This window comes from Pseudonocardia sp. T1-2H (assembly GCF_038039215.1).
In the GTDB taxonomy this organism is placed as follows: Bacteria; Actinomycetota; Actinomycetes; order Mycobacteriales; family Pseudonocardiaceae; genus Pseudonocardia.
In genome coordinates, this window is sequence record NZ_JBBPCL010000001.1 from 5,431,898 (window position 1) to 5,450,852 (window position 18,955).

21 protein-coding genes are annotated in these 18,955 nt (G+C 73.1%); 1 reads left to right on the forward strand and 20 read right to left on the reverse strand.

The genetic code is table 11. From position 1 onward, the window contains the following. Positions 1 to 51: 51 nt before the first annotated feature. From WBK50_RS26725 to WBK50_RS26795, 15 genes are all read right to left on the reverse strand, one after another. Positions 52 to 453, reverse strand: coding sequence for a hypothetical protein (locus WBK50_RS26725; RefSeq protein ID WP_341338245.1), 402 nt, complete (start codon positions 451 to 453; stop codon positions 52 to 54). Beyond that, entirely contained in the window at positions 450 to 3,155 is a 2,706-nt protein-coding gene (locus WBK50_RS26730; protein WP_341338246.1) for an FtsK/SpoIIIE domain-containing protein, read from the reverse strand. Before WBK50_RS26730 ends, WBK50_RS26725 begins: the two co-directional genes overlap by 4 nt. A 14-nt stretch (positions 3,156 to 3,169) precedes the next feature. Continuing rightward, positions 3,170 to 3,424: a hypothetical protein gene (locus WBK50_RS26735; RefSeq protein ID WP_341338247.1), complete on the reverse strand. Its 255-nt coding sequence runs from the start codon at positions 3,422 to 3,424 to the stop codon at positions 3,170 to 3,172. Then, entirely contained in the window at positions 3,421 to 3,681 is a 261-nt protein-coding gene (locus tag WBK50_RS26740; protein WP_297496237.1) for a hypothetical protein, read from the reverse strand. The genes WBK50_RS26735 and WBK50_RS26740 overlap by 4 nt, the downstream gene beginning before the upstream one ends. 166 nt (positions 3,682 to 3,847) lie before the next feature. Then, complete coding sequence (locus WBK50_RS26745; protein WP_341338248.1) at positions 3,848 to 4,408, reverse strand: DUF5134 domain-containing protein; 561 nt, start codon at positions 4,406 to 4,408, stop codon at positions 3,848 to 3,850. A 152-nt stretch (positions 4,409 to 4,560) separates the two neighbouring features. Beyond that, the gene (locus tag WBK50_RS26750; protein ID WP_297496233.1) at positions 4,561 to 4,911 is read right to left on the reverse strand and encodes a helix-turn-helix transcriptional regulator; all 351 of its coding nucleotides are present in this window, start codon (positions 4,909 to 4,911) and stop codon (positions 4,561 to 4,563) included. A 166-nt stretch (positions 4,912 to 5,077) separates the two neighbouring features. Then, positions 5,078 to 5,887, reverse strand: coding sequence for an MOSC domain-containing protein (locus tag WBK50_RS26755; RefSeq protein WP_341338249.1), 810 nt, complete (start codon positions 5,885 to 5,887; stop codon positions 5,078 to 5,080). A gap of 27 nt (positions 5,888 to 5,914) precedes the next feature. Beyond that, a complete protein-coding gene (locus tag WBK50_RS26760; protein WP_341338250.1) occupies positions 5,915 to 6,847 on the reverse strand; it encodes an ABC transporter substrate-binding protein in 933 nt (310 codons plus the stop codon). A 42-nt stretch (positions 6,848 to 6,889) separates the two neighbouring features. Beyond that, entirely contained in the window at positions 6,890 to 7,609 is a 720-nt protein-coding gene (locus tag WBK50_RS26765) for an ABC transporter permease (RefSeq protein WP_341338251.1), read from the reverse strand. Further along, a complete protein-coding gene (locus WBK50_RS26770) occupies positions 7,606 to 8,268 on the reverse strand; it encodes an ABC transporter permease (RefSeq protein WP_341338252.1) in 663 nt (220 codons plus the stop codon). Before WBK50_RS26770 ends, WBK50_RS26765 begins: the two co-directional genes overlap by 4 nt. A 12-nt stretch (positions 8,269 to 8,280) precedes the next feature. Next, positions 8,281 to 9,366 carry an ABC transporter ATP-binding protein gene (locus WBK50_RS26775; protein ID WP_341338253.1) on the reverse strand — a complete coding sequence of 362 codons (1,086 nt, stop codon included), beginning with the start codon at positions 9,364 to 9,366 and terminating at the stop codon, positions 8,281 to 8,283. Between the two features lie 57 nt (positions 9,367 to 9,423). Further along, entirely contained in the window at positions 9,424 to 12,102 is a 2,679-nt protein-coding gene (locus tag WBK50_RS26780; RefSeq protein ID WP_341338254.1) for a putative bifunctional diguanylate cyclase/phosphodiesterase, read from the reverse strand. Between the two features lie 14 nt (positions 12,103 to 12,116). Continuing rightward, positions 12,117 to 12,440 carry a hypothetical protein gene (locus tag WBK50_RS26785; RefSeq protein ID WP_341338255.1) on the reverse strand — a complete coding sequence of 108 codons (324 nt, stop codon included), beginning with the start codon at positions 12,438 to 12,440 and terminating at the stop codon, positions 12,117 to 12,119. A gap of 202 nt (positions 12,441 to 12,642) precedes the next feature. After that, a complete protein-coding gene (locus WBK50_RS26790) occupies positions 12,643 to 13,821 on the reverse strand; it encodes an NAD(P)-dependent malic enzyme (protein WP_341338256.1) in 1,179 nt (392 codons plus the stop codon). Positions 13,822 to 14,036: 215 nt separating this feature from the next. After that, positions 14,037 to 14,354: a S26 family signal peptidase gene (locus WBK50_RS26795; protein WP_341338257.1), complete on the reverse strand. Its 318-nt coding sequence runs from the start codon at positions 14,352 to 14,354 to the stop codon at positions 14,037 to 14,039. Positions 14,355 to 14,450: 96 nt separating this feature from the next. Here WBK50_RS26795 and sodN point away from each other — a divergent pair, with 96 nt between their 5' ends. Next, entirely contained in the window at positions 14,451 to 14,864 is a 414-nt protein-coding gene (sodN, locus tag WBK50_RS26800; RefSeq protein WP_341338258.1) for a superoxide dismutase, Ni, read from the forward strand. A 692-nt stretch (positions 14,865 to 15,556) separates the two neighbouring features. Here sodN and WBK50_RS26805 read toward each other — a convergent pair. The 5 genes from WBK50_RS26805 to WBK50_RS26825 form a co-directional block, all read right to left on the reverse strand. Continuing rightward, complete coding sequence (locus tag WBK50_RS26805) at positions 15,557 to 16,138, reverse strand: sensor histidine kinase (protein ID WP_341338259.1); 582 nt, start codon at positions 16,136 to 16,138, stop codon at positions 15,557 to 15,559. A gap of 1,430 nt (positions 16,139 to 17,568) precedes the next feature. Next, on the reverse strand, positions 17,569 to 17,706 hold the full coding sequence (locus WBK50_RS26810) for a hypothetical protein (protein WP_341338260.1): 138 nt from the start codon (positions 17,704 to 17,706) through the stop codon (positions 17,569 to 17,571). Between the two features lie 162 nt (positions 17,707 to 17,868). Then, positions 17,869 to 18,039 carry a hypothetical protein gene (locus WBK50_RS26815; protein WP_341338261.1) on the reverse strand — a complete coding sequence of 57 codons (171 nt, stop codon included), beginning with the start codon at positions 18,037 to 18,039 and terminating at the stop codon, positions 17,869 to 17,871. Positions 18,040 to 18,093: 54 nt separating this feature from the next. Then, the gene (locus tag WBK50_RS26820; RefSeq protein ID WP_341339601.1) at positions 18,094 to 18,279 is read right to left on the reverse strand and encodes a hypothetical protein; all 186 of its coding nucleotides are present in this window, start codon (positions 18,277 to 18,279) and stop codon (positions 18,094 to 18,096) included. A 33-nt stretch (positions 18,280 to 18,312) separates the two neighbouring features. Next, a complete protein-coding gene (locus WBK50_RS26825; RefSeq protein WP_341338262.1) occupies positions 18,313 to 18,933 on the reverse strand; it encodes a hypothetical protein in 621 nt (206 codons plus the stop codon). Between the last annotated feature and the right edge of the window lie 22 nt (positions 18,934 to 18,955).

Genomic DNA, 18,955 nt, shown 5'->3' on the forward strand with positions numbered 1-18,955 from the left:
GCGCCAGTGGTTGACGCTTGAGCCACTCGAGCACCGGAGAGCCGGAGCGGGTCAGCGGCGGAGCCCGAAGCCCCGGCGGCGGACCAGGTCCCTCAGCGCATCGAATGTGCTCGCGACCTGCCGGTCCAGCTCGTCCAGCTCGTTCGGGTCCGCCGCCTCGTCCGGGGCCGGGAAGGTCCGCAGGGTCATCCAGGACTCCCCCCACAACGCCTCGAGCGCGGCCTCCCAGTGCAGGTCGACGGTGAACCGGGTCAGGGCCGTGCGCTCACCCGCCCGGGCCATGACGTCGTCGAGCTCGCCGAGGCGGCGTTCGAGCGTCAGGGCCCGCTCCCGGTCCTTGGCCCGCAGCTCCTCGACGGCCGCCGCGATCCCCGCGGTCACCTCGCGGTACCGCGCCGCGGCGTCGTCGCGTTCCGCGCCGCGCGCAGGCTCCGGGTCGATCGGCTCGTTCACCGCGTCACCTCCGGCACCAGCACGACCTCCGGGCGCGAGTGCTGCGCGCGGTCGAAGAACAGCCCCCGGCCCGGGCGGGGCGCCCAGGTCAGGCCCATCCCCGGGGCGAGCGGCGTCAGCTCGGAACCCTGGACGTCCAGGGCGATCCACGCGCCGACGTCGTCCGGGCTCGCGGACATGCTCAGCAGGGACCGCAGCCGCGCGGCGCTGCGCCACCAGCCGATGACGTGCACGCCCACCTCCGGCCCGAACCGCAGGACGCTCCGCAGCGCCTCGGTGCCGGGCCGTTCGAGCAGGGGGTCCGCCGCATCCGCGCCGAGGAGCAGCACGTACAGCGGGGGCCGGTCGTTGCCGGCGGCCCGGGCCGCGACCTCCTTGGCCAGCAACTCGACCCGGTCCCGGATCTCGTCGAGTCCCACCGGGTCCGCCCGGTCCCCGAGCCGATCGAGGACCACGTCACCGTTGTCGACCAGCGACGCGACGACGAACGACGCGTTCGGCGGAGCCGTCGCCACGAGCGACTGCGCGGCCGCGCCCATCACCCGCATCGCCTCGTTCCCGTCCGACGCCAGCACGGCGACGTTGCGGCCGGGCGTGTCCGGCAGCCGGACGGCCGCCGCGCTGCCCTCGACGTCGATCACCTGGCCGAGCAGCGCCCGCGGCCCGCCCTCGCGGCCCAGGACGTCGAGCAGGTCGCCGACCCACGGGGCCCGGGAACCGTTGAACAGCCGCGGCGTCGGCCGGCCCGGGGCGAAGTAGGCGTGGGTCTCGTGCTGCACCTCGTCGATCTCGGTGCGGGCGCTCGCGTCCGGGATCCGCGCGACCTCGTTGCCGTGCTTCATCCCGGACTCGTGGTTCACGATCGCGTGCCAGCGCGGCAGGGACAGCGCGGCGTCGTTGAGATTCGCGAGGACCCGGCGGGCCCGCGGCAGCGCGATCCGCAGGACGAACTGCTCGAAGATCGCCGGACGGCCCCAGAACGCCTCGATCCCGGACACGTCCTGGCTGGCCAGCACCAGGTGGATGCCCTGCGAGCGGCCGCGCCGGGCGACGTCCTCCAGCAGCGCGGTCGCCTGCTTGGTCAGCTGGTCCCGCTCGGCGAAGAGGTACTGGAACTCGTCGATCACGGCGACGATCCGCGGCCACCGTCCGTCCGGGTCCGCCCGCCGGAGCTCCTCGAGCTTCGTGACCTCGTGGCGTTTCGCGGCGTCCGCCCGCCGGCGCATCTCCTCCGCCAGGAACTGCAGCAGCGCGAGCCCGAACTCCCGGTCGGTGTTGATGTTGATGCCGATGAGCCGGGCGTGCGGCAGCCAGGTCCCGTCCGCCCGGCCCGGGGCGAACTGCGCGAACGAGACGCCCTCCTTGAAGTCGAGGAGGTAGAACTCCAGCTCGTCCGGGTCGTACCGGGCGGCCATCGACCCGATCATCGCGAGCAGCAGGTTCGTCTTGCCGGAGCCGCTCGGGCCGCCGATCAGCGCGTGTGGGGAGCCGTCGTCCAGGGCGATCTCGACGGGCATGCCGTCGGCGAAGCCGATCGGCGCGTACACCCCGGCCGCCGACGACGTCCGGTAGTCCCTGGTCAGCGGCAGCAGGTCCGCGAACGTGCTGACCTGCGCCCGCCACTCCTCGTGGGCGCGCACGATCTCGGTGCACGCCGCGGTGACCTCGCCGCGCGGCAGCGGCGGGTCGGGCGTGACCGCGACGTTCGGGCCCGTCATCGAGCAGCGGGCGCCGTCCGGGGTGAACCGCACGGACTCGACGGGTGCCCCGACCGTCATCGGCACGTCCAGCAGCACCAGCTGGATCCCGCACGCCAGGCCGCTGCGCGCCACCCGCTGCAGCTGGCGGTGGTGCTCGTCGGAGAGCGACTGCCTGTTGCCGGCCAGGACCGCGACGACCCACGGTTCGCTGCGCTTGCCCTCGTGCTGGGCGTGCGCGCGCAGCGACGGGTAGCCGCCGACGAGCACCCGGCTGTGCACCTTGCGGATCCGGTCGGACAGCTCGTCGAGGAGCTCGGCGAGGCGGCCCGGGTCGTGCACGGTGAGCAGCCCGGTGCGGGTCAGCGGGTAGAGGCCGGGCAGCGCTCCGGTGAACTGTCCGACGTCCCAGACGTGGACGTTCACCATCCCGGGCCGGAAGGTCGAGAACACCCGCAGCAGCACCTGCTCGACGAGCGCCTCCGCGGCCCCACGGGTCTCGTGCGTGGAGTCGATGCGCAGGTGGGACTCGTCCAGCAGCGGGATGCCCACGGGGAACGCCTCCCCGACGTCCAGGCGGCCGCTCCCGATCCGCCACAGCCGCGGGTACGGGTCGTGCACGCCCTCGTACTTGCCGACGGCGCCGAGCCACTCCCGCGGCTCCTGCCCGGCGGGCCCGGTCGCCGCCTCGGCCATGATGTCCGCGAGCCGGCGCGGGCCGTGTTCCAGCCAGGGGTCGAACGCCTTCCGACGGTCGGACTCCGCGCGCTCCACGGCGGCGGCCAGCACCCGCGAGCCGAACGCGGGCGCCAGCGCGGGGTCCGCCTGCGCGGCCTCGATGCCGTCCCGGCGCAGCCAGAGCTCGAACATCGTCACGGCGTGGGCGCGGACGGCGTCCGCCCGCAGCCGCGACGCCGCCCCGAGCGCCGCCGCGCACGCGTCCCGGAACTCGTCGAAGGCAGCGGTGATGCGCTCCCGGCGGCCGGACCTCCCCAGACCTGACATACGAGGCGCCACGGCTACATCCGTGCGTCGAGATCGGCGATCGCGTCCGCCGCGGCGGAGACGCTCACGCCCACCTCGGCGACGTCGTCCCGGGCGCGCGCCAGGGCGTCCACCGGCAGGTCCTCGTGGGTCTGCTCGACGAGCTCGGCGAGGGTGCTCACCGCCTCGCCGAGGCATTCCGCGGCGAGGTCCACGTGCCGTCGCGCGTCCGCCGTCAGCCCACCGACCTCGGCGAGCGCGATCCGGATGTCACCGAGGGACGAGGTCACAGCCGGGCCGCGACGCCCTCGGCGGCCTCGATCGCGGCGTTGACCGCCTGCTGCACGTCACCGATCTTGCTGGCGGCGTCCGCGTAGTAGGCGTTGGCCTGGTCCACGTCACCCTGGCTGCTGCCCTCGGTGACCTGCTGCAACGCGCTCTGCGCCTGCTCGATGCAGTTCTGCGCCTGTTGCAGGGCGCCGAGGCTCTCCGAGGCCTTGTCGTTGGCCGTCGCGATCCCGGACCGGACCTCTTCGATGCTCGCCATGACGCGCTGCCGTCCTCCGCCTGTCGTGTGCCCGAACCCGGCTACCCCGGGCCACGGCGCGTGTGCGCCGCGTGCGGAATCTAGCGCCCATCGTCGCCGACGGCCGGAGGCCCCGCCAGCGGGTCCCTCGCCGACCCCGGATCGATACACGCAGACCGTCCGGCGGTCACACCATGCCCAGGAACATCACACCCATGGACGCCGCCATCACCAGGTGGGCGAGCGCGCCGACGTGCGGGGCACGAAGTCCCGCTCCCCCGCCCGGCGCGGGGCAGCCCGCGTGCCCGGCGGCCACCGGGGACCGGCGCGCCGCGACGAAGCGGTCCGAGCAGCGGAGCACGTGCCAGCCGAAGTATCCCGCCAGGACGACCGCGACGAGGGACACCCACGTCGAGCCGGCATGGCTGTGCTCGTGCCCGCCCAGGGCCAGCATCAGCAGCATCGCCACGCCGCCGACGACGTGGTGCGCCGCGTCGTCGGCCCGGGGACCGGCGCGCAGCCAGCGCAGGCCGAACCACGTGGCCGTCGAGGAGAAGACGGCGACCCACACCACCGACGGGAGCGGGTCGCCGAACGGCGAGAACATCGCCGCCATCCCCAGGCCCATCGCGGCGTGGGACGCCTCTCCGAGCACCGGTCGCCCGTCCCGCCGGGCGGTGGCCACCCGCAGCAGGTGCAGCAGGCCGAGCCCGAGCGAGACCATCGCGAGAACGGCCGTGAAGGCCATGCGGGGTGGACCTCCTCCCGGACCCGAACTCATCGTCCGATCGAGGATGGCAGCCACGACCTGGCGAATCCATACGGCCCGGGGGTAGTGACAACGCGCCACCGAGCGGTTACACGGCCGGCGCGGGCCCTCTCGGCCACTGCCGAGGGCGGCTAGCCGACGGGCCTCGCGACCGCGGCGACCCGCGCGTAGCGGTCCAGGAAGACGTGGATCGCGTCGTGGACGCTCTCCAGGCCTCTGGCCTGTCCGTCGAGCATGGCGGCACCCTCGCCGGTGACGTGGTAGATCCGCCGCGCCGGGCCGGTGGCGGAGGTCTGCCACTCGGACCGGACGAGGCCGAGTTTCTCCAGACCCCGGAGCGCGCGGTACACGCCACCCGGATCCCCCGCTCCGTCGTGCATGGGACGGAGCCGGTTGGCGAGTTCGTAGCCGTGATCGGGCCGCTCGCGCAGAAGCAGCAGCAGACAGGGTTGCAGAAAGTTCCTCGGTTCGAGCTCGGCCATGCCCCTGGCCCTCTCGCTGGAGAACGTACGTCGGACCGAGCCGATACTTCCACCGGGTGAGACACCTCACAACCAGAGGGGCGGCGACGTCACCCGGACGCGATTCACGTTGTGCGCCACCGGCCTGCCGGGCCGGCTCCGCCACGCCCCGGGCTCGGTGGCGCCCTCAGCCCACCGCGTCCCCGATCCGGATCGTGCCCCCGGACAGCACCTCGGCGTACACCCCGGCGCACGGGAGCACCCCGAAGCCCGGGACGTCCACGCGGTTGCGCTCCAGCAAGGGGCGCACCGCCTGCGGGGCCCGCGGCAGGTCCCCGTGCTCCAGGGTCGGCACCGAGCAGCGCGGCGTGGGCAGGGTGCCGCGCAGCCGGACGTCGCCGATCGTGAACTCGGCCCCGCACCAGTCGTTCTCCGCGAAGGGCGGGTATCCGGGCGGGGTCCGGACCACGACGTTCGGGCGGTAGCGCAGCGCCTCCACGCCCAGCTCGTCGAGGGTCGCGGTGGTGATCAGGTGGATCGGCGCGTAGTCCACGAACGCGCCGCCCGGCGTGCCCTGTGCGATCTCCAGGACCCCGTACTCGACCTCGGCGTCCACGCCCTCGGCCAGCACGTCCACCGGGTCCGGACGTTCCACGGACGCGCCCTCGGCCCGCTCGGCCGACACCCGGACCTTGCGGCCGAGCAACTCGGAGAGCTCGTCGGCCGCCTCGTCGACGGGGAGCACGTGCCCGTCCGGGAACGTGATCCGCGCGCCGGCCCCGGCCGAGACGGCGGAGAACTGCAGCAGGGTGCGCCACAGCCGCGGGTGCTTGGCCGTCGCGACCCGGCCGGTGTCGCTGTCGACGAGCGCGAAGCGGCGGTCCCCCGCCACCCCGCGCGCGTCGACGACGATCGCGTCCACCGGCTCTCCGAGCATCGACTTCACCGGGTAGCGGTGCAGCGACGTGACGGAGCCGGCGGGCGTGGTGTCATTCATCGCTGATACCTATCAGGGCCGGGCGGGTCAGGCCAGGCCGTTGGCCGTCAGCCAGTTCTTCGCGACGGTCTCCGCGCTGGGCTTGGTGTCGCTCGCCGCCTCGGCGTTGAGGTCCGTCAGCCCCTGCGTGGTCAGCTTGGCCGAGATCGCGTCGAGCACCTCGGTGACCTGCGGGGTCGCCTTCGCCTTGGTGATCAGCGGAACGACGTTCTGCGCCGCGAAGTTGCTCTTCGGGTCGTCCAGCACGACGAAGTCGTTCGTCTTGATCGACGCGTCCGTGGAGAAGATGTCCGCGGCCGCAACGTTGCCGTCCTTCAGCCCGGCGACGGTCAGCGGGCCGCCGGCGTCGAGGGGCAGGTAGCTCTTGAACGTGCAGTTGTAGGTCTTCTGGATGCCCGGGATGCCGTCGGGCCGGGTCTGGAACTCCGGCGGGCCGCCGAAGGCCATCTGGCCGCAGACCGGCGCCAGGTCGTCCATCGTCTTCAGGTTGTGCTGCGTCGCGGTGGCCCGCGTGACGACCACGGCGTCCCGGTCCTCGGCGGCGGACTTCTGGAGCACCGTCAGCGTCGGCGGGAGCGCGGCCTGCAGGGCGGTGTAGACGGCGTCCGGCTCGGTCTCGGTGGCGTCCTTCTTGACGTACTGCAGCAGCGTGCCGGTGTACTCCGGGATCAGGTCGATCGAGCCGTCCTGCAGGGCCGGGTAGTAGGCCTCGCGGCTGCCGATCGGCGGCGTCGTCTCGACCTTGACGCCCTTGGCCTGCAGGGCCTGGCCGTAGATCGCGGCGACGATCTGGCTCTCGGTGAAGTTCGCCGAGCCGATCTTGATGGTGTCCGCGGGCGCGGCGCTGCCCGTGCTGCCGCTGGACAGCGGGTCCCCGCCGCCACCGCCACCGCAGGCGGTGAGCGCGAGCGCGGAGATCGCCGCGACGGCGGCGACGCGGGCGATCAGGGTGCGTCTCATGGTGAAGGTCCTCCGGGGCGGGGTTCGGGTGGTGGGGAGTTCTCAGGCCGCCTCGGCGGCGGGCACCGGCTGCTTCGGGGGCGGGACGGCGCGCAGCCGGCGCGGGCCGCGCGGTGCGGCCTGCAGCCCGGGCGAGACGAGCAGCTTCTGCAGCCCGCCGAACAGCAGGTCCAGGGCGACGGCGAGCACCGCGACCAGGATCGACCCGCCGATCATCTGCGGGAAGTCCCGCTGCGCGAGGCCGTCGAAGATGAAGCGGCCGAGGCCGCCCAGCCCGACGTACGCGGCGATCGTCGCGGTGGAGACGACCTGCAGCAGCGCGCTGCGGATCCCGCCGATGATCAGCGGCAGGGCGTTGGGCAGCTCGACCTTGAGCAGCACGTCCTTGCCGCGCATGCCCATGCCGGTGGCCGCGTCGACGATCGCGCGGTCGACGTTGCGGATGCCGGCGTAGGTGCCGGCGAGGATCGGCGGGATGCCGAGGACGAGCAGCGCGATGAGCGGGCCGGTGAAGCCGAGGCCGATCCACGTCACCAACAGGACGAGCAGGCCGAGCGTGGGCAGCGCACGCAGGCCGTTGGCGCCGCTGACGACGAAGCCCCCGCCGGAGCGGTGCCCGATCCAGGCGCCGACCGGCACCGCGACGACCAGCGCGATCACCATCGTCAGGGCGGTGTAGCCGAGGTGCTCGATCAGCCGCTGGGTGATGCCCTGGGGGCCGCTCCAGTTCGCGCCGTCGAGGAGCCAGCCGAGGTAGTTCACGCCTCCGCCCCCCGCCGCGCGGTCTGCCCGGCCCGCTGCCAGGGCGTGAGGGCCTTGCCGCCCTGCACCAGGAGCGTGTCGACGACGAGGGCCAGCGCCAGCACCAGCACGATCCCGGCGATGATCTCCGCGGTGATGACGCGCTGGAAGCCGTCGGTGAACATCCGGCCGAGGCCGCCGAACCCGACGGTCGAGCCCACCGTCACCAGGCTGATCGACGACACGGCCGCCACCCGGAGCCCCGCGACGATCACGGGGACCGCCAGCGGGAGGTCCACGCCGACGAAGCGGCGGACCGGGGTGAAGCCCATCGCCGTCGCCGAGTTGACGACGAGGTCCGGCACCGCGGACAGCGCGTCCGCGATGGTGCGGACGAGCAGCGCCACGGTGTAGACGCTCAGCGCCACGATCACGTTGACCGGGTCCAGGATGGACGTGCCGAGGACGGCCGGGAGGAACACGAACAGCGCCAGCGACGGGATCGTGTAGAGCAGCCCGGACAGGTTGATCACGATGGTGCGCCCGGCGGGCGTGCGGTTGGCCAGCCAGCCGAGCGGGATCGCCAGCACCAGCCCGATCACCACCGGGACCAGCGAGAACACGATGTGCTGGACGAGCAGGTCGCCGATCAGCGGCAGGTTGCCGAGAACCCAGGTCACCGGTGCGCTCCCCTACGCGGCCGCGTCGTCGCGGCGGGCGACGGCCAGGGCGGCGAGCACGTCGTCCGCGCTGATCGAGCCGCTCACCCGGCCGTCCGCGTCGACCGCGACACCCTGGCCCGACGGCGACGACAGGGCCGCGTCGAGCGCGCTGCGCAGGGAGCCCGACGCCGCGTCGTACAGGGAGCCGCCGGGGACGAGGTTCTCCTCGCCGGCCGTGCCGCCCGCGGTCGCGCCGTGGTGCCAGCCGAGCGGGCGCCGTTCCCTGTCGACCACGAGGGACCAGCCCTCGGGCGCGCTGCCCCCGACCTCGACCGTCCGCAGCTCGCCGACGGGCAGCCCGCTGGACGACACGAACCCGAGCCCGCGGTAGCCGCGGTCCCGGCCGACGAAGTTGTCCACGAAGTCGTCCGCCGGACGGGCGAGCAGCACGCCGGGCTCGTCGTACTGGGCGAGGTGGCCGCCGGTGCGGAACACCGCGACCCGGTCGCCCAGCTTGATGGCCTCGTCGATGTCGTGGGTGACGAACACGATCGTCTTGCCGAGCTCGGACTGCAGCCGCAGCAGCTCGTCCTGCAGGTTCTCCCGGACCACCGGATCCACGGCGCTGAACGGCTCGTCCATCAGCAGGACCGGCGGGTCCGCGGCGAGGGCGCGGGCCACGCCGACGCGCTGCTGCTGGCCGCCGGAGAGCTGCGCCGGGTAGCGGCTGCCCATCTCCGGGACGAGTCCGACGGTCTCCATCAGCTCCATCGCCCGCTCGCGGGCCTGCTTCTTGTTCCAGCCCAGCAGCATCGGGACGGTGGCGATGTTGTCCCGGATGGTGCGGTGCGGGAACAACCCGGCCGCCTGGATCACGTAGCCGATGCCGCGGCGCAGCTCGGCCGGGTCGCCGGCCATGATGTCCTGCCCGTCGACCTCGATGATGCCGGAGGTGGGCTCGATCATCCGGTTGACCATCCGCAGCGAGGTGGTCTTGCCGCAGCCGGACGGCCCGACGAACACCGTGATCCGGCCGGTCTCCGCGGTCAGGTTCAGCGTGTCCACGGCGACGGTGCCGTCGGGGAACCGTTTCGTGACGTCCCGGAACTCGATCACCCGGGTAACCCCGTTCGTCGCCGACGACCTCTTGCCGGCCGCCGCAGTCGAGCGAGGCTATCCCGCCGAGATCCGGGTGGCGAACCGGGAACCGGGGACCGTGACCAACCCGCGACGTGTCCGGACAGGTGCCCGCGACGTGGGATTCAGGCGCCGATCGCGGTCGCCGGCGTCGGGAGGCGCTCGGCGAGCAGCACCCGGCGCATCGCGTCCGCCCGCAGCGGGCGGGCGAAGAGCCAGCCCTGGTAGGCGTCGACGCCCAGGCCGCGCAGCACGTGGAACTGCTCCGCGGTCTCGACGCCCTCGGCCACCGTCGAGCGGCCCATCGCGTGCGCCAGGTCCACGACGGCCCGGGCGACGGCGAAGTCCGCCGGGTCCTCCGCGACGCCTGTGACGAACGACCGGTCCACCTTCACCGTCTGCGCCGGGAAGCTCCTCGAGCCGCGCCAGGGACGAGTAGCCGGTGCCGAAGTCGTCGACGGCGAAGCGGACGCCCCGGTTGACCAGCTCGGCCATGGCGTCGAGCGCGTGCCGCGGGAGCGCCACCATGGACGTCTCGACGAGCTCGAGCACCAGCTGGTCCCACATCAGGCCGGCGCCCGCGACGGCGGCGCTCACGTGGGCGAGGAAGTCCGGCTCGCTCGGCAGCAGCCCGGCGAGGTTGACGGCGACGGCCACGCCGCGCCCGCTCGGCGTCGTCCAGCCCGCGGCCTCGCGGGTCGCGGTGCGCAGCACCCACAGGTCCAGCTCACGCAGCAGCCCGCCGCGCTGCGCGACCGGCAGGAACTCCCCCGGCGGGATCAGCCCGCGCTCCGGGTGCGGCCAGCGGACCAGCGCCTCGGCGCTGTGCACGACCCCGTCCGGCCCGACGACCGGCTGGTACTCCAGCAGCAGCCCGTCGCCGGAGATCGCGGCGCGGAGCTCGGCCTCGAGCTCCAGCTGCCGGGTCGCGGTGGCGACGACCCCCTCACAGGCGATGCCGACGCCGCCGCGGTCGTTGCGCTTGACGTCCTGCATGGCCGCCTCGGCGTAGCGCAGCAGGTCCGACGCGGTCACGTCCTCGTGCGGCTTCGGGGTGGCCAGCCCGACGGAGGCCGTGAGGTGCACCGGCCGCCCGTGGACGGTGACCGTGGTCCGGAGCATGTCCGCGACGGTCCGGGCGAGGGCGTCCGGGCCGCCGGCCTCCGCGTGGTCCGCGCAGATCACCACGAACTCGTCCGCGGAGAGCCGGGCCGCGGTGCAGCCGAACGGGAGCTCCCGCTGCAGCCGGGCCGCGAGCGCGACCAGCATGTCGTCGCCCGCCTCGTGGCCGAGCGAGGAGTTGACCCGGGCGAAGTCGTCCAGGTCCCCGCAGACCAGGGCCACGCGGTGCCGGCCGGGCCCGGCGAGCAGGGTGTCCAGCAGTTCGAGGGCGGCGGCGCGGTTCGGCAGCCGGGTCAGCTCGTCCGTGGTCGCGGCGCTGCGCAGGAGCTCGGCGGCGCGGCGCTGCTCGCCGACGTCCGTGCAGACGATCAGCCAGAACACGCCGCCGTCGTCCGCCATCGACGCCGTGACGCCGACCTCGCACCACACCCGGGTGCCGTCGGCGCGCAGCAGGGCGAGGGCGTCGATGCGGTAGCCGTGCTGCGAGCCGGGCGCGATCCGGCGCAGCCAGCGCGGCAGGCCGTCGGGGCTCGCCTCCGGTTCCGCGGTCAGGTCCAGCGCGGAGACGCCGCGCAGCCGCTCCAGCGGCGAGTCCAGCAGCGCGCACAGGGCCGGGTTCGCGTCGACGAGCCGGCCGGACGCGTCGAGCAGCCCCACCCCTGCGGTCACGGTGGCCATGAGGTCCAGGAACCGCTGCCCGGAGTGCTGCACCCGGCCCTCGGCGACGCGCTGGGCGCTGACGTCGCGCACCATGCCCACGAGCCGCACCGGCGTGCCGTCCGCGGAGCGCTCGATGCCGGCCCGGCAGCTCAGCACCCGGTCCCCGGGGAGCCGCATCTCGACGTGGTGGTCCTGGGTGCGGGCACCGGACCGCAGCCCGCGGCAGAGCAGCGCGACCTGGTCCCCCTCCACGGGACCGCGGTCGGTGTCCGCGGCGACGCCCACCGAGCGGTACAGCTCGTCGAGGGTCTCGGTGCGCGAGAGCGTGGCCGTGGTGAGGTCGAACGTCCAGGTACCGACGCGGGCGATCCGCTCCAGCTCGGCCGTCCAGCGGCGGTCCGCGCCGGTTCCCGCATCGCCCTGGGGCTGCTCCAGCTCGATGAAGAGCACCGCGCGCAGGGCGCCCGGCAGGTCCCAGCGCACGACGCGGACCCGCACCAGCGAGTGGTCCGGCCGGACCAGGCGGGCGTCGGCGTCCGGGCCGGCGACGAGCTGGTTGACCCGCATCCCGAGGGGGCCGTGCACGGGGTCGTCGGTGCGTCTGTCCGCCAGCCGCAGGAACGCCTGGTTGACGCGCACGATCCGGTTCGAGTCGTCGCACACGACGGCGGGCGCGGACGGCAGCGGGACGACCTCGACGCCGCCGGGGCCGAACCCGTCGAGCGTGCCGGGGGGCAGGGTCGAGGTGCCGAGGGCGGCCTCGCGGAGCGCGGGGAGGATGCGGGGGAAGCTGCCGACGGGGTCGGTGAGCTCCGGGTCGGACCCCGGCTCGGCGAACCCCGGCTCGGCGAACACCGCCGGGGCCTCGAGCGGCTCGGCCGCGGGCGCCCCCGCGAACCCGGAGGGGGCGGCTCCGGCGCCGACGACCTGCATCGGCCGCGGGTCCGTCACCGCCTCGGCGAGCTGCGGCGCCCCGGCCGGAACCTCGTCGTGGACGTACTCGACGGCCCGGGGGCGGCGTCCGGCAGCTCGTGCGGTTCCCGGCCCGACGAGCGCACCAGGCCGCCCGGCGCGTCCGAGATCGCCTGCGCGAGCTGGCTCGCGAACCGCGCCACCTCGGGGCGGACCCCGCCGCCGAGGACGGCGTGGCGCGAGCGGCGGAGGTCCGCGCGCTGCACGGCCTCGGCCGAGGCGTCCTCGTCCGTGCCCCGGTCGCGGTCGTCGCGCAGGGTCTCCTCCGTGTGCGCCGACTGCTCGTCGAACTCGTCCACTGCGCCCCCCAGGCGTCGTGTGCCGAACCCCCCGTTACGTAGGGCACAACGAGGTGGTCGCCCGGTCGATCCGCCGACTTACCCCGAACGAACCACCACGCCCCGTGTGGGTGACTCCGATCGGGTCACCGGGAGTCACCATTCGGGCCGTTCGACAGAAGCCGCCCAGTTCGCCGGACACACGCCCGACTACAGTGCGTGACTACCGTCCGCTCGCCCGTTCGGCGACAGCTCGCACCGCGGCCGCCACCTCGGGCGCGACACGCGGGTCGAACGGGCTCGGGACGATCCGGTCCGGCGCCAGGTCGTCGCGGGCCACCAGGTGGATCGCCTCGGCCGCGGCGAGCTTCATCTCGTCGGTGATCCGGCGCGCCCCGGCGTCCAGCGCGCCCCGGAAGACACCCGGGAACGCGAGCACGTTGTTGATCTGGTTCGGGAAGTCGCTGCGGCCCGTGGCGACGATCGAGGCGTACCGGGCGGCGATGTCCGGCGCGATCTCCGGGTCCGGGTTGGACAGGGCGAAGACCATGGGCCGCGGCGCCATCGTGGCGAGCAACTCCTCCGGGAGCCTCGCGCTGGACAGGCCGACGAACACGTCCGCGTCCCGCAGCGCGGCCGCGATCCCGCCGGTGACACCCCGCGGGTTGGTCTCCGCCGCGAGCCGCGCCTTCTCCCCGCCGCGCGCGGCGTCGATGACGCCCCGCGAGTCGAGCACGACGACGTCCCGCGCTCCGGCAGTGACCAGCATCCGGGCGCAGGCGACACCCGCGGCGCCGGCACCTGAGATCACGACCTTCAGGTCCGCGAGCTCACGCCGCTCGACCTCGCAGGCCCCGCGCAGGGCCGCGAGCAGGACGATCGCCGTGCCGTGCTGGTCGTCGTGCATGACGGGGCAGTCCAGCGCCTCGATCAGCTTCGCCTCGAGCTCGAAGCAGCGCGGCGCCGAGACGTCCTCCAGGTTGACCGCGCCGAAGCTCGGGCGCAGCCGGACCAGGGTCTCGACGATCTCGTCGACGTCCGTCGTGTCCAGCACGAGCGGGATGGAGTCCAGCCCGCCGAACGCCTTGAACAGCGCGGACTTGCCCTCCATGACCGGCAGCGAGGCACGCGGGCCGATGTCCCCGAGGCCGAGGACCGCCGTGCCGTCGCTGACCACCGCGACCAGGCGGTTCGTCCAGGTGTAGCGGGCGGCGAGGGCCGGGTCCGCGGCGATGGCGCGGCTGACGTCGGCGACGCCGGGGGTGTAGGCGATGGCCAGGTCCCGCGCGTCGGACAGCGGGGCCGACAGGCCGGTGGAGAGCTTGCCGCCCACGTGGGCGGCGAAGATCTGGTCCTGGGTGATCGGTTCGGTCTCGAGGACGCGCTCGGGCACGACGGTCATGGGAGGGCCTCTCCTGAGAGGTGTGCGGTGTCCGGGGCGCACGTCACGTGCGGCCCACTCGCCGTGCACCGGAGGCCTCGGGTCGACCCTCTCGCGGTGCCGGACGGCCCCCTCCGCCATCCCGTCCGGATGCGGCGGGGCGAGGCGAGGGATCGGTCGTCGGGTACTGACCGGTCACCTTACCCGGCCCACAGCGCCCGGGCACGTCGCTTCCGTCACCCCCGGTCGGGTGTCCTGCGCAGCCGATGTGGCGTGGGCCACAGCCGGGCTCCGACGACGGCCAGCACCTCCGCGGGTCCCAGGAGACCCGAGTCCGTCGAGCCGTAGGGGTTGTCCCCGAGCACCCACCAGCCCGCCCCCTCCGGCCGGACCGCGCGCTTCACCGACAGCTGCCCGGGCCGCGCCGACCAGCGGACGAGCACCACGTCGCCCCTCCGGACGGGGGCACCGAACCGGGCCAGGACGACGTCGCCGTCGGCCAGGGTGGGAGACATCGACGGTCCCCGGACCGCCACCCGGCGCCATCGCCGCATCACACCTCTCCGTCCTGCTGAGCCCGGGGGGCCGGGAGTAGGGTTGGCCCCGCCAGAACGATCACCACCCAGCAGGATCATCATCAGGGAGGACCCATGCGGCTGTCCCGCATTCTCCGCCCGCGGCTGGAGGCCACCGCGCACTGCGACCTCCCCTGCGGCGTGTACGACCCGGCGCAGGCCCGGATCGAGGCCGAGTCGGTCAAGGCGATCCAGGAGAAGTACCAGGGCAACGAGGACCCGGTGTTCCGGGAGCGTGCCATCGAGATCAAGGAGCAGCGCTCCGACCTCGTGAAGCACCACCTCTGGGTGCTGTGGACGGACTACTTCAAGCCGCCGCACTTCGAGAAGTACCCGGAGCTGCACGAGCTGTTCAACAAGGCCACCAAGAAGGCCGGCGGCGGCGCGGGCGGCACCAAGGCCTCCGTCGACCCGGCCACGGGCCAGGAGCTGCTGGACTACATCGCGCAGATCGACAAGATCTTCTGGGAGACCAAGCAGGCTGCCTGATCCGGGCCCTCGTGAAGCGGCGCCGACCAGCGGGACGATCCTCGCCGGTCAGCGCCGCTTGCCGCTGTTGGGCAACTTTTCACGGCCCCCGAACGGCCCGAACGGCCCCCTGACGGCCCAGAACAGACCACTTGGACAGTCGCTGAGAGCGATAAGCCTGGTTCCTTCTGCGCTGCCGAACCTCAGATGTGGGAACACCCCACGGGACCGCTTCGAGCGCCTACCGCCGTCAGCCCGGCCGACTGCCAATCGCATCGAGAAGATCCCGTGCGAGGACGGCGACGGACGCCCCGACGGTCGCCGGATCGCCGACCTCTTCCTCGGCCCGACCAGCCATCACCGAGCCCATAGCGGCAGGCCCGCGGGCGAACAGCCCTCCAGGTGAGCCCGGCCCTGAGCCGCGGCCGCGTCGCGGCCAGGACGTCACGCGACACCGTTCCGAGAGACGATCTTGGATTCTCTAGTTCCCACGTCCTCACACGGCCTGCGCTGGTCTGGCGACTCGGGCGGAGGTATGGCAGAACCGGCGACGGTCGGGCAGGCTGCGTGGCTCGACGTGCGGCGACCCCGGCGACAGGTGGGTTCGGCTGGAGCCGAGAGCGGGAGCCAGACCTGCAATGTCGTGCCCTCACCCGGCGGGCTGTGCAGGGTGATCGTTCCGCCGAGCGCCTCGACCCGGTCGGTGAGCCCGGTCACCCGGAGCCGTTGGCCGGATCTGCGCCGCCGACGCCGTCGTCGCGCACGCTCAGCCGCAGGCGGCCGTCCACCACGTCGGCCGCAACCCAGATGGCCGTGGGTCGCGCGTGTTTCGCGGCGTTGGTGAGCGCCTCTGCGACCACGTAGTAGGCCGCGACCTCGACATGGTTCGGGAGGCGGCCGTCGAGGTTGATGTCGAGTTCGACCGGGAGCGGCGAGCGGCGGGCCAGCGCTTCGAGCGCTGGATGCAGGCCGCTTGTGGCAAGCAATGCGGGGTGAATGCCGCGGGCGATCTCCCGCAGGTCGTCCAGCGCGGCGACCAGGCCGTCGGCGATGTCAGCCAGCTCGGTTTTCAGCTGGGGCTGCGCGTCGAGGACGCTGGCCTGCGTGTTGCGCACCTCGAGTGCGAGTGAGACGAGCCGCTGCTGAGTGCCGTCGTGCAGGTCGCGCTCGATACGGCGGCGGATGTCGTCGGTGGCGGCCACCACGCGCGCCCGCGACGCCGTGAGGTCGGCCCGCGCCTGGGCGTTGGCGATGGCGGTGCCGACGAGGTCGGTGAAGTCGGCCAGCCTCAGCACGATGCCCGAAGGGAGCGGCAGGCGGCGCGGCCAGTTTCCGTCCCGCCGCGGCAAGGGTCCGCAGCAGGAAAGAGGACGACGATGTCAGCGATCCAGACCGCACGCCGGGGACTGTGGCTCGCCGCCCCTCTCGCCGCCACCGGGGTGCTCCTCCTGGCCGGGTGCGGCTCGTCCGCCGGTAGCACGCAGAGCACGACGGGTGGCGACGCGAGCGAAGCGCTGGCGCCGAGTAGGGACATGCAGGCGTTCACCAGTTGCCTCGCCGAGAACGGAGTCACGCTGCCGAATGCGGGGACTGGCCGAGGAAGCTCCGTCCTCCGGTGGCGCCCGTCCTTCAGGAGCGGCGCACGCACCCGGAACCCCGCCGGCCGGCGGAAACGGGGCGGCCGGAGCGACACCCCCGCCTCCCCCGGGCATCGACCCCGAGACGTGGGACGCAGCAATGAAGGCGTGCGGCGACGTGGCGCCTGCGAACCTGGGCACGCGTGGCGCAGGGCCCGCGGCCGGGGGCGCACAGCCGACGGCTGCACGGATCGCCCAGGCACCAGCGGAGTGAAACCCCCGACCGTTTAACGTCAGAATGTCACTCCGCTGGCCAGTTCACAGGACAGCCGGATTCGGCTATTGCCGGTATGGCTGATGCCGTGGCGGCGCCAGGCCATTAAATCGCCTGCCGGTAGATTGCGCGGGCATTATCACCGGCAAGGCGGGATGCGGCGGCTTCCTGGTTCGCAGTCGCCTCGGTGAAGCGTTCCCGGAAAGGGGATCGGCAGTGGATTCGTGTCCGTACTGGTCGACGATAATCCATCGTCCGGTGCGGGCTCTGTCGACGGGCACGCGTGCTTCCGCGGAACGGGACTGCCAGGCCATGCTGGCGTCGGGCGGTTGGGTACGGCCGCAGGGGGCGGCGGGCACGGACGGTGCGACGTGCCCGGGTCGTCCGCAGGTGGCCGGTCGCTGCTGTCACAACCGCCGGACGCCTTACGCGGCTTGACTTCCGACGGTGCCGTCCGGTCGGGCAGCCCGTTGGCGGTGCGATTCCGCGCTACTGCGTCGCGGAGTGCAGGCCACACAGCTGAGTTCTCGGCGACCGGGCTTGGACGCCAGAACCACTCCGACGGGCTGTGGCTGGATCGGGGTGATGGCTGCGTGCTCGTGGCAGACGCTCGCGCCGCAGTATCCGCAGACACCGATCGCGGGCCGCTTGAGCGAATTGGCGGCCAATGCGCATTCCAGGCAGTTCATTGCATCTCCAACTTGTGTTGAGGCGGGTTGCGTGACGATGACGAGCGGCGGTACACACCTATACGCGCCATGACGGCTTTCGTCGGTATACGTAGTGGCTGAGAGGTCGCTCCGGCCATGCTGAAATCTGGCCGGGTCAAAACCGAGGCTGTTGCCAAGCCCAGCTGCTTCCGGGCCTCATTGCGTCACCCGGTGTGATTCTCCGCGCTGATCATCCAGGCGTGGTTCTCCAGGTCGTCGATGAAGAGCCGCGACGAGAAGGTGCCTCCGTCTCCAACGAGTTTCCCGGCGGGCATCCCGCAGCACATCACCGCCAGCGTCACACGGATCTGAGTGCTGACCCCAGTTTCTGTATGCCTGCTACCGGGTGGCGGAGTCACCATTCGTCGCTGCCTGCGGCGACGGCGTGCTGCAGGCCGGGACGAGCCGCTGATCATCATCGGGCCCACGGCCACGCTGGAGGTCCGCGATGAGTGGTTCGAAGCTCACACCCGGCCTAGGAACAGTCCGACGCCGACGATGAGCGCGCCGCCGAGAGCGACCTGCACCAGCGAGGCGGTGGCCAGCCCGAGGAACAACGCCGCACGCGGGCCGGCGAGCAACGCCGCTGCGAAGATCGGCGCCAGCGCGGACAGGGTGCCATCGATCAGCGGCACAAGCCCGCCCCGGAATGCGCACCCGAGAAGGGACCGCGCGGGGCTCTCGCTCGACTATTCGGAGCCGGGTACGCCGGCCGCAGCGCAGTCGGCCGGCGGCACCGGGTCCGTGGGCCGGACGTAGGCGCCGAAGGTCAGCGCCATCGCCGCGCAGCTCGCCGTCCTGCCGACCGCGAATCCCCACCCGGCCAGGAACCCCCAGACCGGGCCGAGCCGCCGCACCAGCCGCGGTTCCGCCACGTCCGGACGGTACCGAGCGCGGGTGAACGCCGGTCAGACGCTGGCGGCGGCGCGGAGCTCGCTGTGCCGGGCCTTGACGACCAGGTTCTTGTTCACCGGGTTCTGCGCCTGGTCCGGCACGCACCCGGACTCGATCGCGATCCGGTTCATCGTGCCGAGCATCCGGACCATGTGGGCGAGCCGCGCCTCGGTGCCGTCGACCGGCTGCTGGTCCCCGGACGCGAGCGCGAGCGTGCGGTCCACCCACATGCTCTCGGCGTGCAGGCCGGCCTCGTGCAGGACGGCGCGCAGCCGGTCCTCGAGCTGGCGGGATTCGAGATGGAGCCAGTCCTCGAGCGTGCGCGCGTCCAGCGGGAACAGCCGGCCCTTGTCCCGGAGGTAGACGAGCTCCAAGGCGTAGCCGTGGCCGAACGCGCAGTAGACGCAGTCGTTGTAGAGCGAGATCGCCATGCCGGCGAGGTGGAACCGCACCGGCCCGAGGACGTAGAGCGAGAGCAGGTAGCGCGGCATGTTCGCGACGAACCACCCGAGGGCACCGAACGCGCCCTTGCGGCCGACGATCTTCGGGATCATCGCCGGGGCGAAGCCCCACAATCTGCGACAGCACGCCTCGAGCATCCCGACCATGACCCGGTCGAGCGTACGACCGGCCATGGTCCGACTCCTTACGCTGGGT

Excerpts from the sequence above, each read along its gene's own strand:
- WBK50_RS26730 (WP_341338246.1), bottom strand. The coding sequence starts at position 3,155 with ATGTCAGGTCTGGGGAGGTCCGGCCGCCGGGAGCGCATCACCGCTGCC.
- WBK50_RS26740 (WP_297496237.1), bottom strand. The coding sequence starts at position 3,681 with ATGGCGAGCATCGAAGAGGTCCGGTCCGGGATCGCGACGGCCAACGAC.
- WBK50_RS26745 (WP_341338248.1), bottom strand. The coding sequence starts at position 4,408 with ATGGCCTTCACGGCCGTTCTCGCGATGGTCTCGCTCGGGCTCGGCCTG.
- WBK50_RS26750 (WP_297496233.1), bottom strand. The coding sequence starts at position 4,911 with ATGGCCGAGCTCGAACCGAGGAACTTTCTGCAACCCTGTCTGCTGCTG.
- WBK50_RS26755 (WP_341338249.1), bottom strand. The coding sequence starts at position 5,887 with ATGAATGACACCACGCCCGCCGGCTCCGTCACGTCGCTGCACCGCTAC.
- WBK50_RS26760 (WP_341338250.1), bottom strand. The coding sequence starts at position 6,847 with ATGAGACGCACCCTGATCGCCCGCGTCGCCGCCGTCGCGGCGATCTCC.
- WBK50_RS26780 (WP_341338254.1), bottom strand. The coding sequence starts at position 12,102 with ATGCAGGTCGTCGGCGCCGGAGCCGCCCCCTCCGGGTTCGCGGGGGCG.
- WBK50_RS26790 (WP_341338256.1), bottom strand. The coding sequence starts at position 13,821 with ATGACCGTCGTGCCCGAGCGCGTCCTCGAGACCGAACCGATCACCCAG.
- WBK50_RS26795 (WP_341338257.1), bottom strand. The coding sequence starts at position 14,354 with ATGCGGCGATGGCGCCGGGTGGCGGTCCGGGGACCGTCGATGTCTCCC.
- sodN (WP_341338258.1), top strand. The coding sequence starts at position 14,451 with ATGCGGCTGTCCCGCATTCTCCGCCCGCGGCTGGAGGCCACCGCGCAC.
- WBK50_RS26825 (WP_341338262.1), bottom strand. The coding sequence starts at position 18,933 with ATGGCCGGTCGTACGCTCGACCGGGTCATGGTCGGGATGCTCGAGGCG.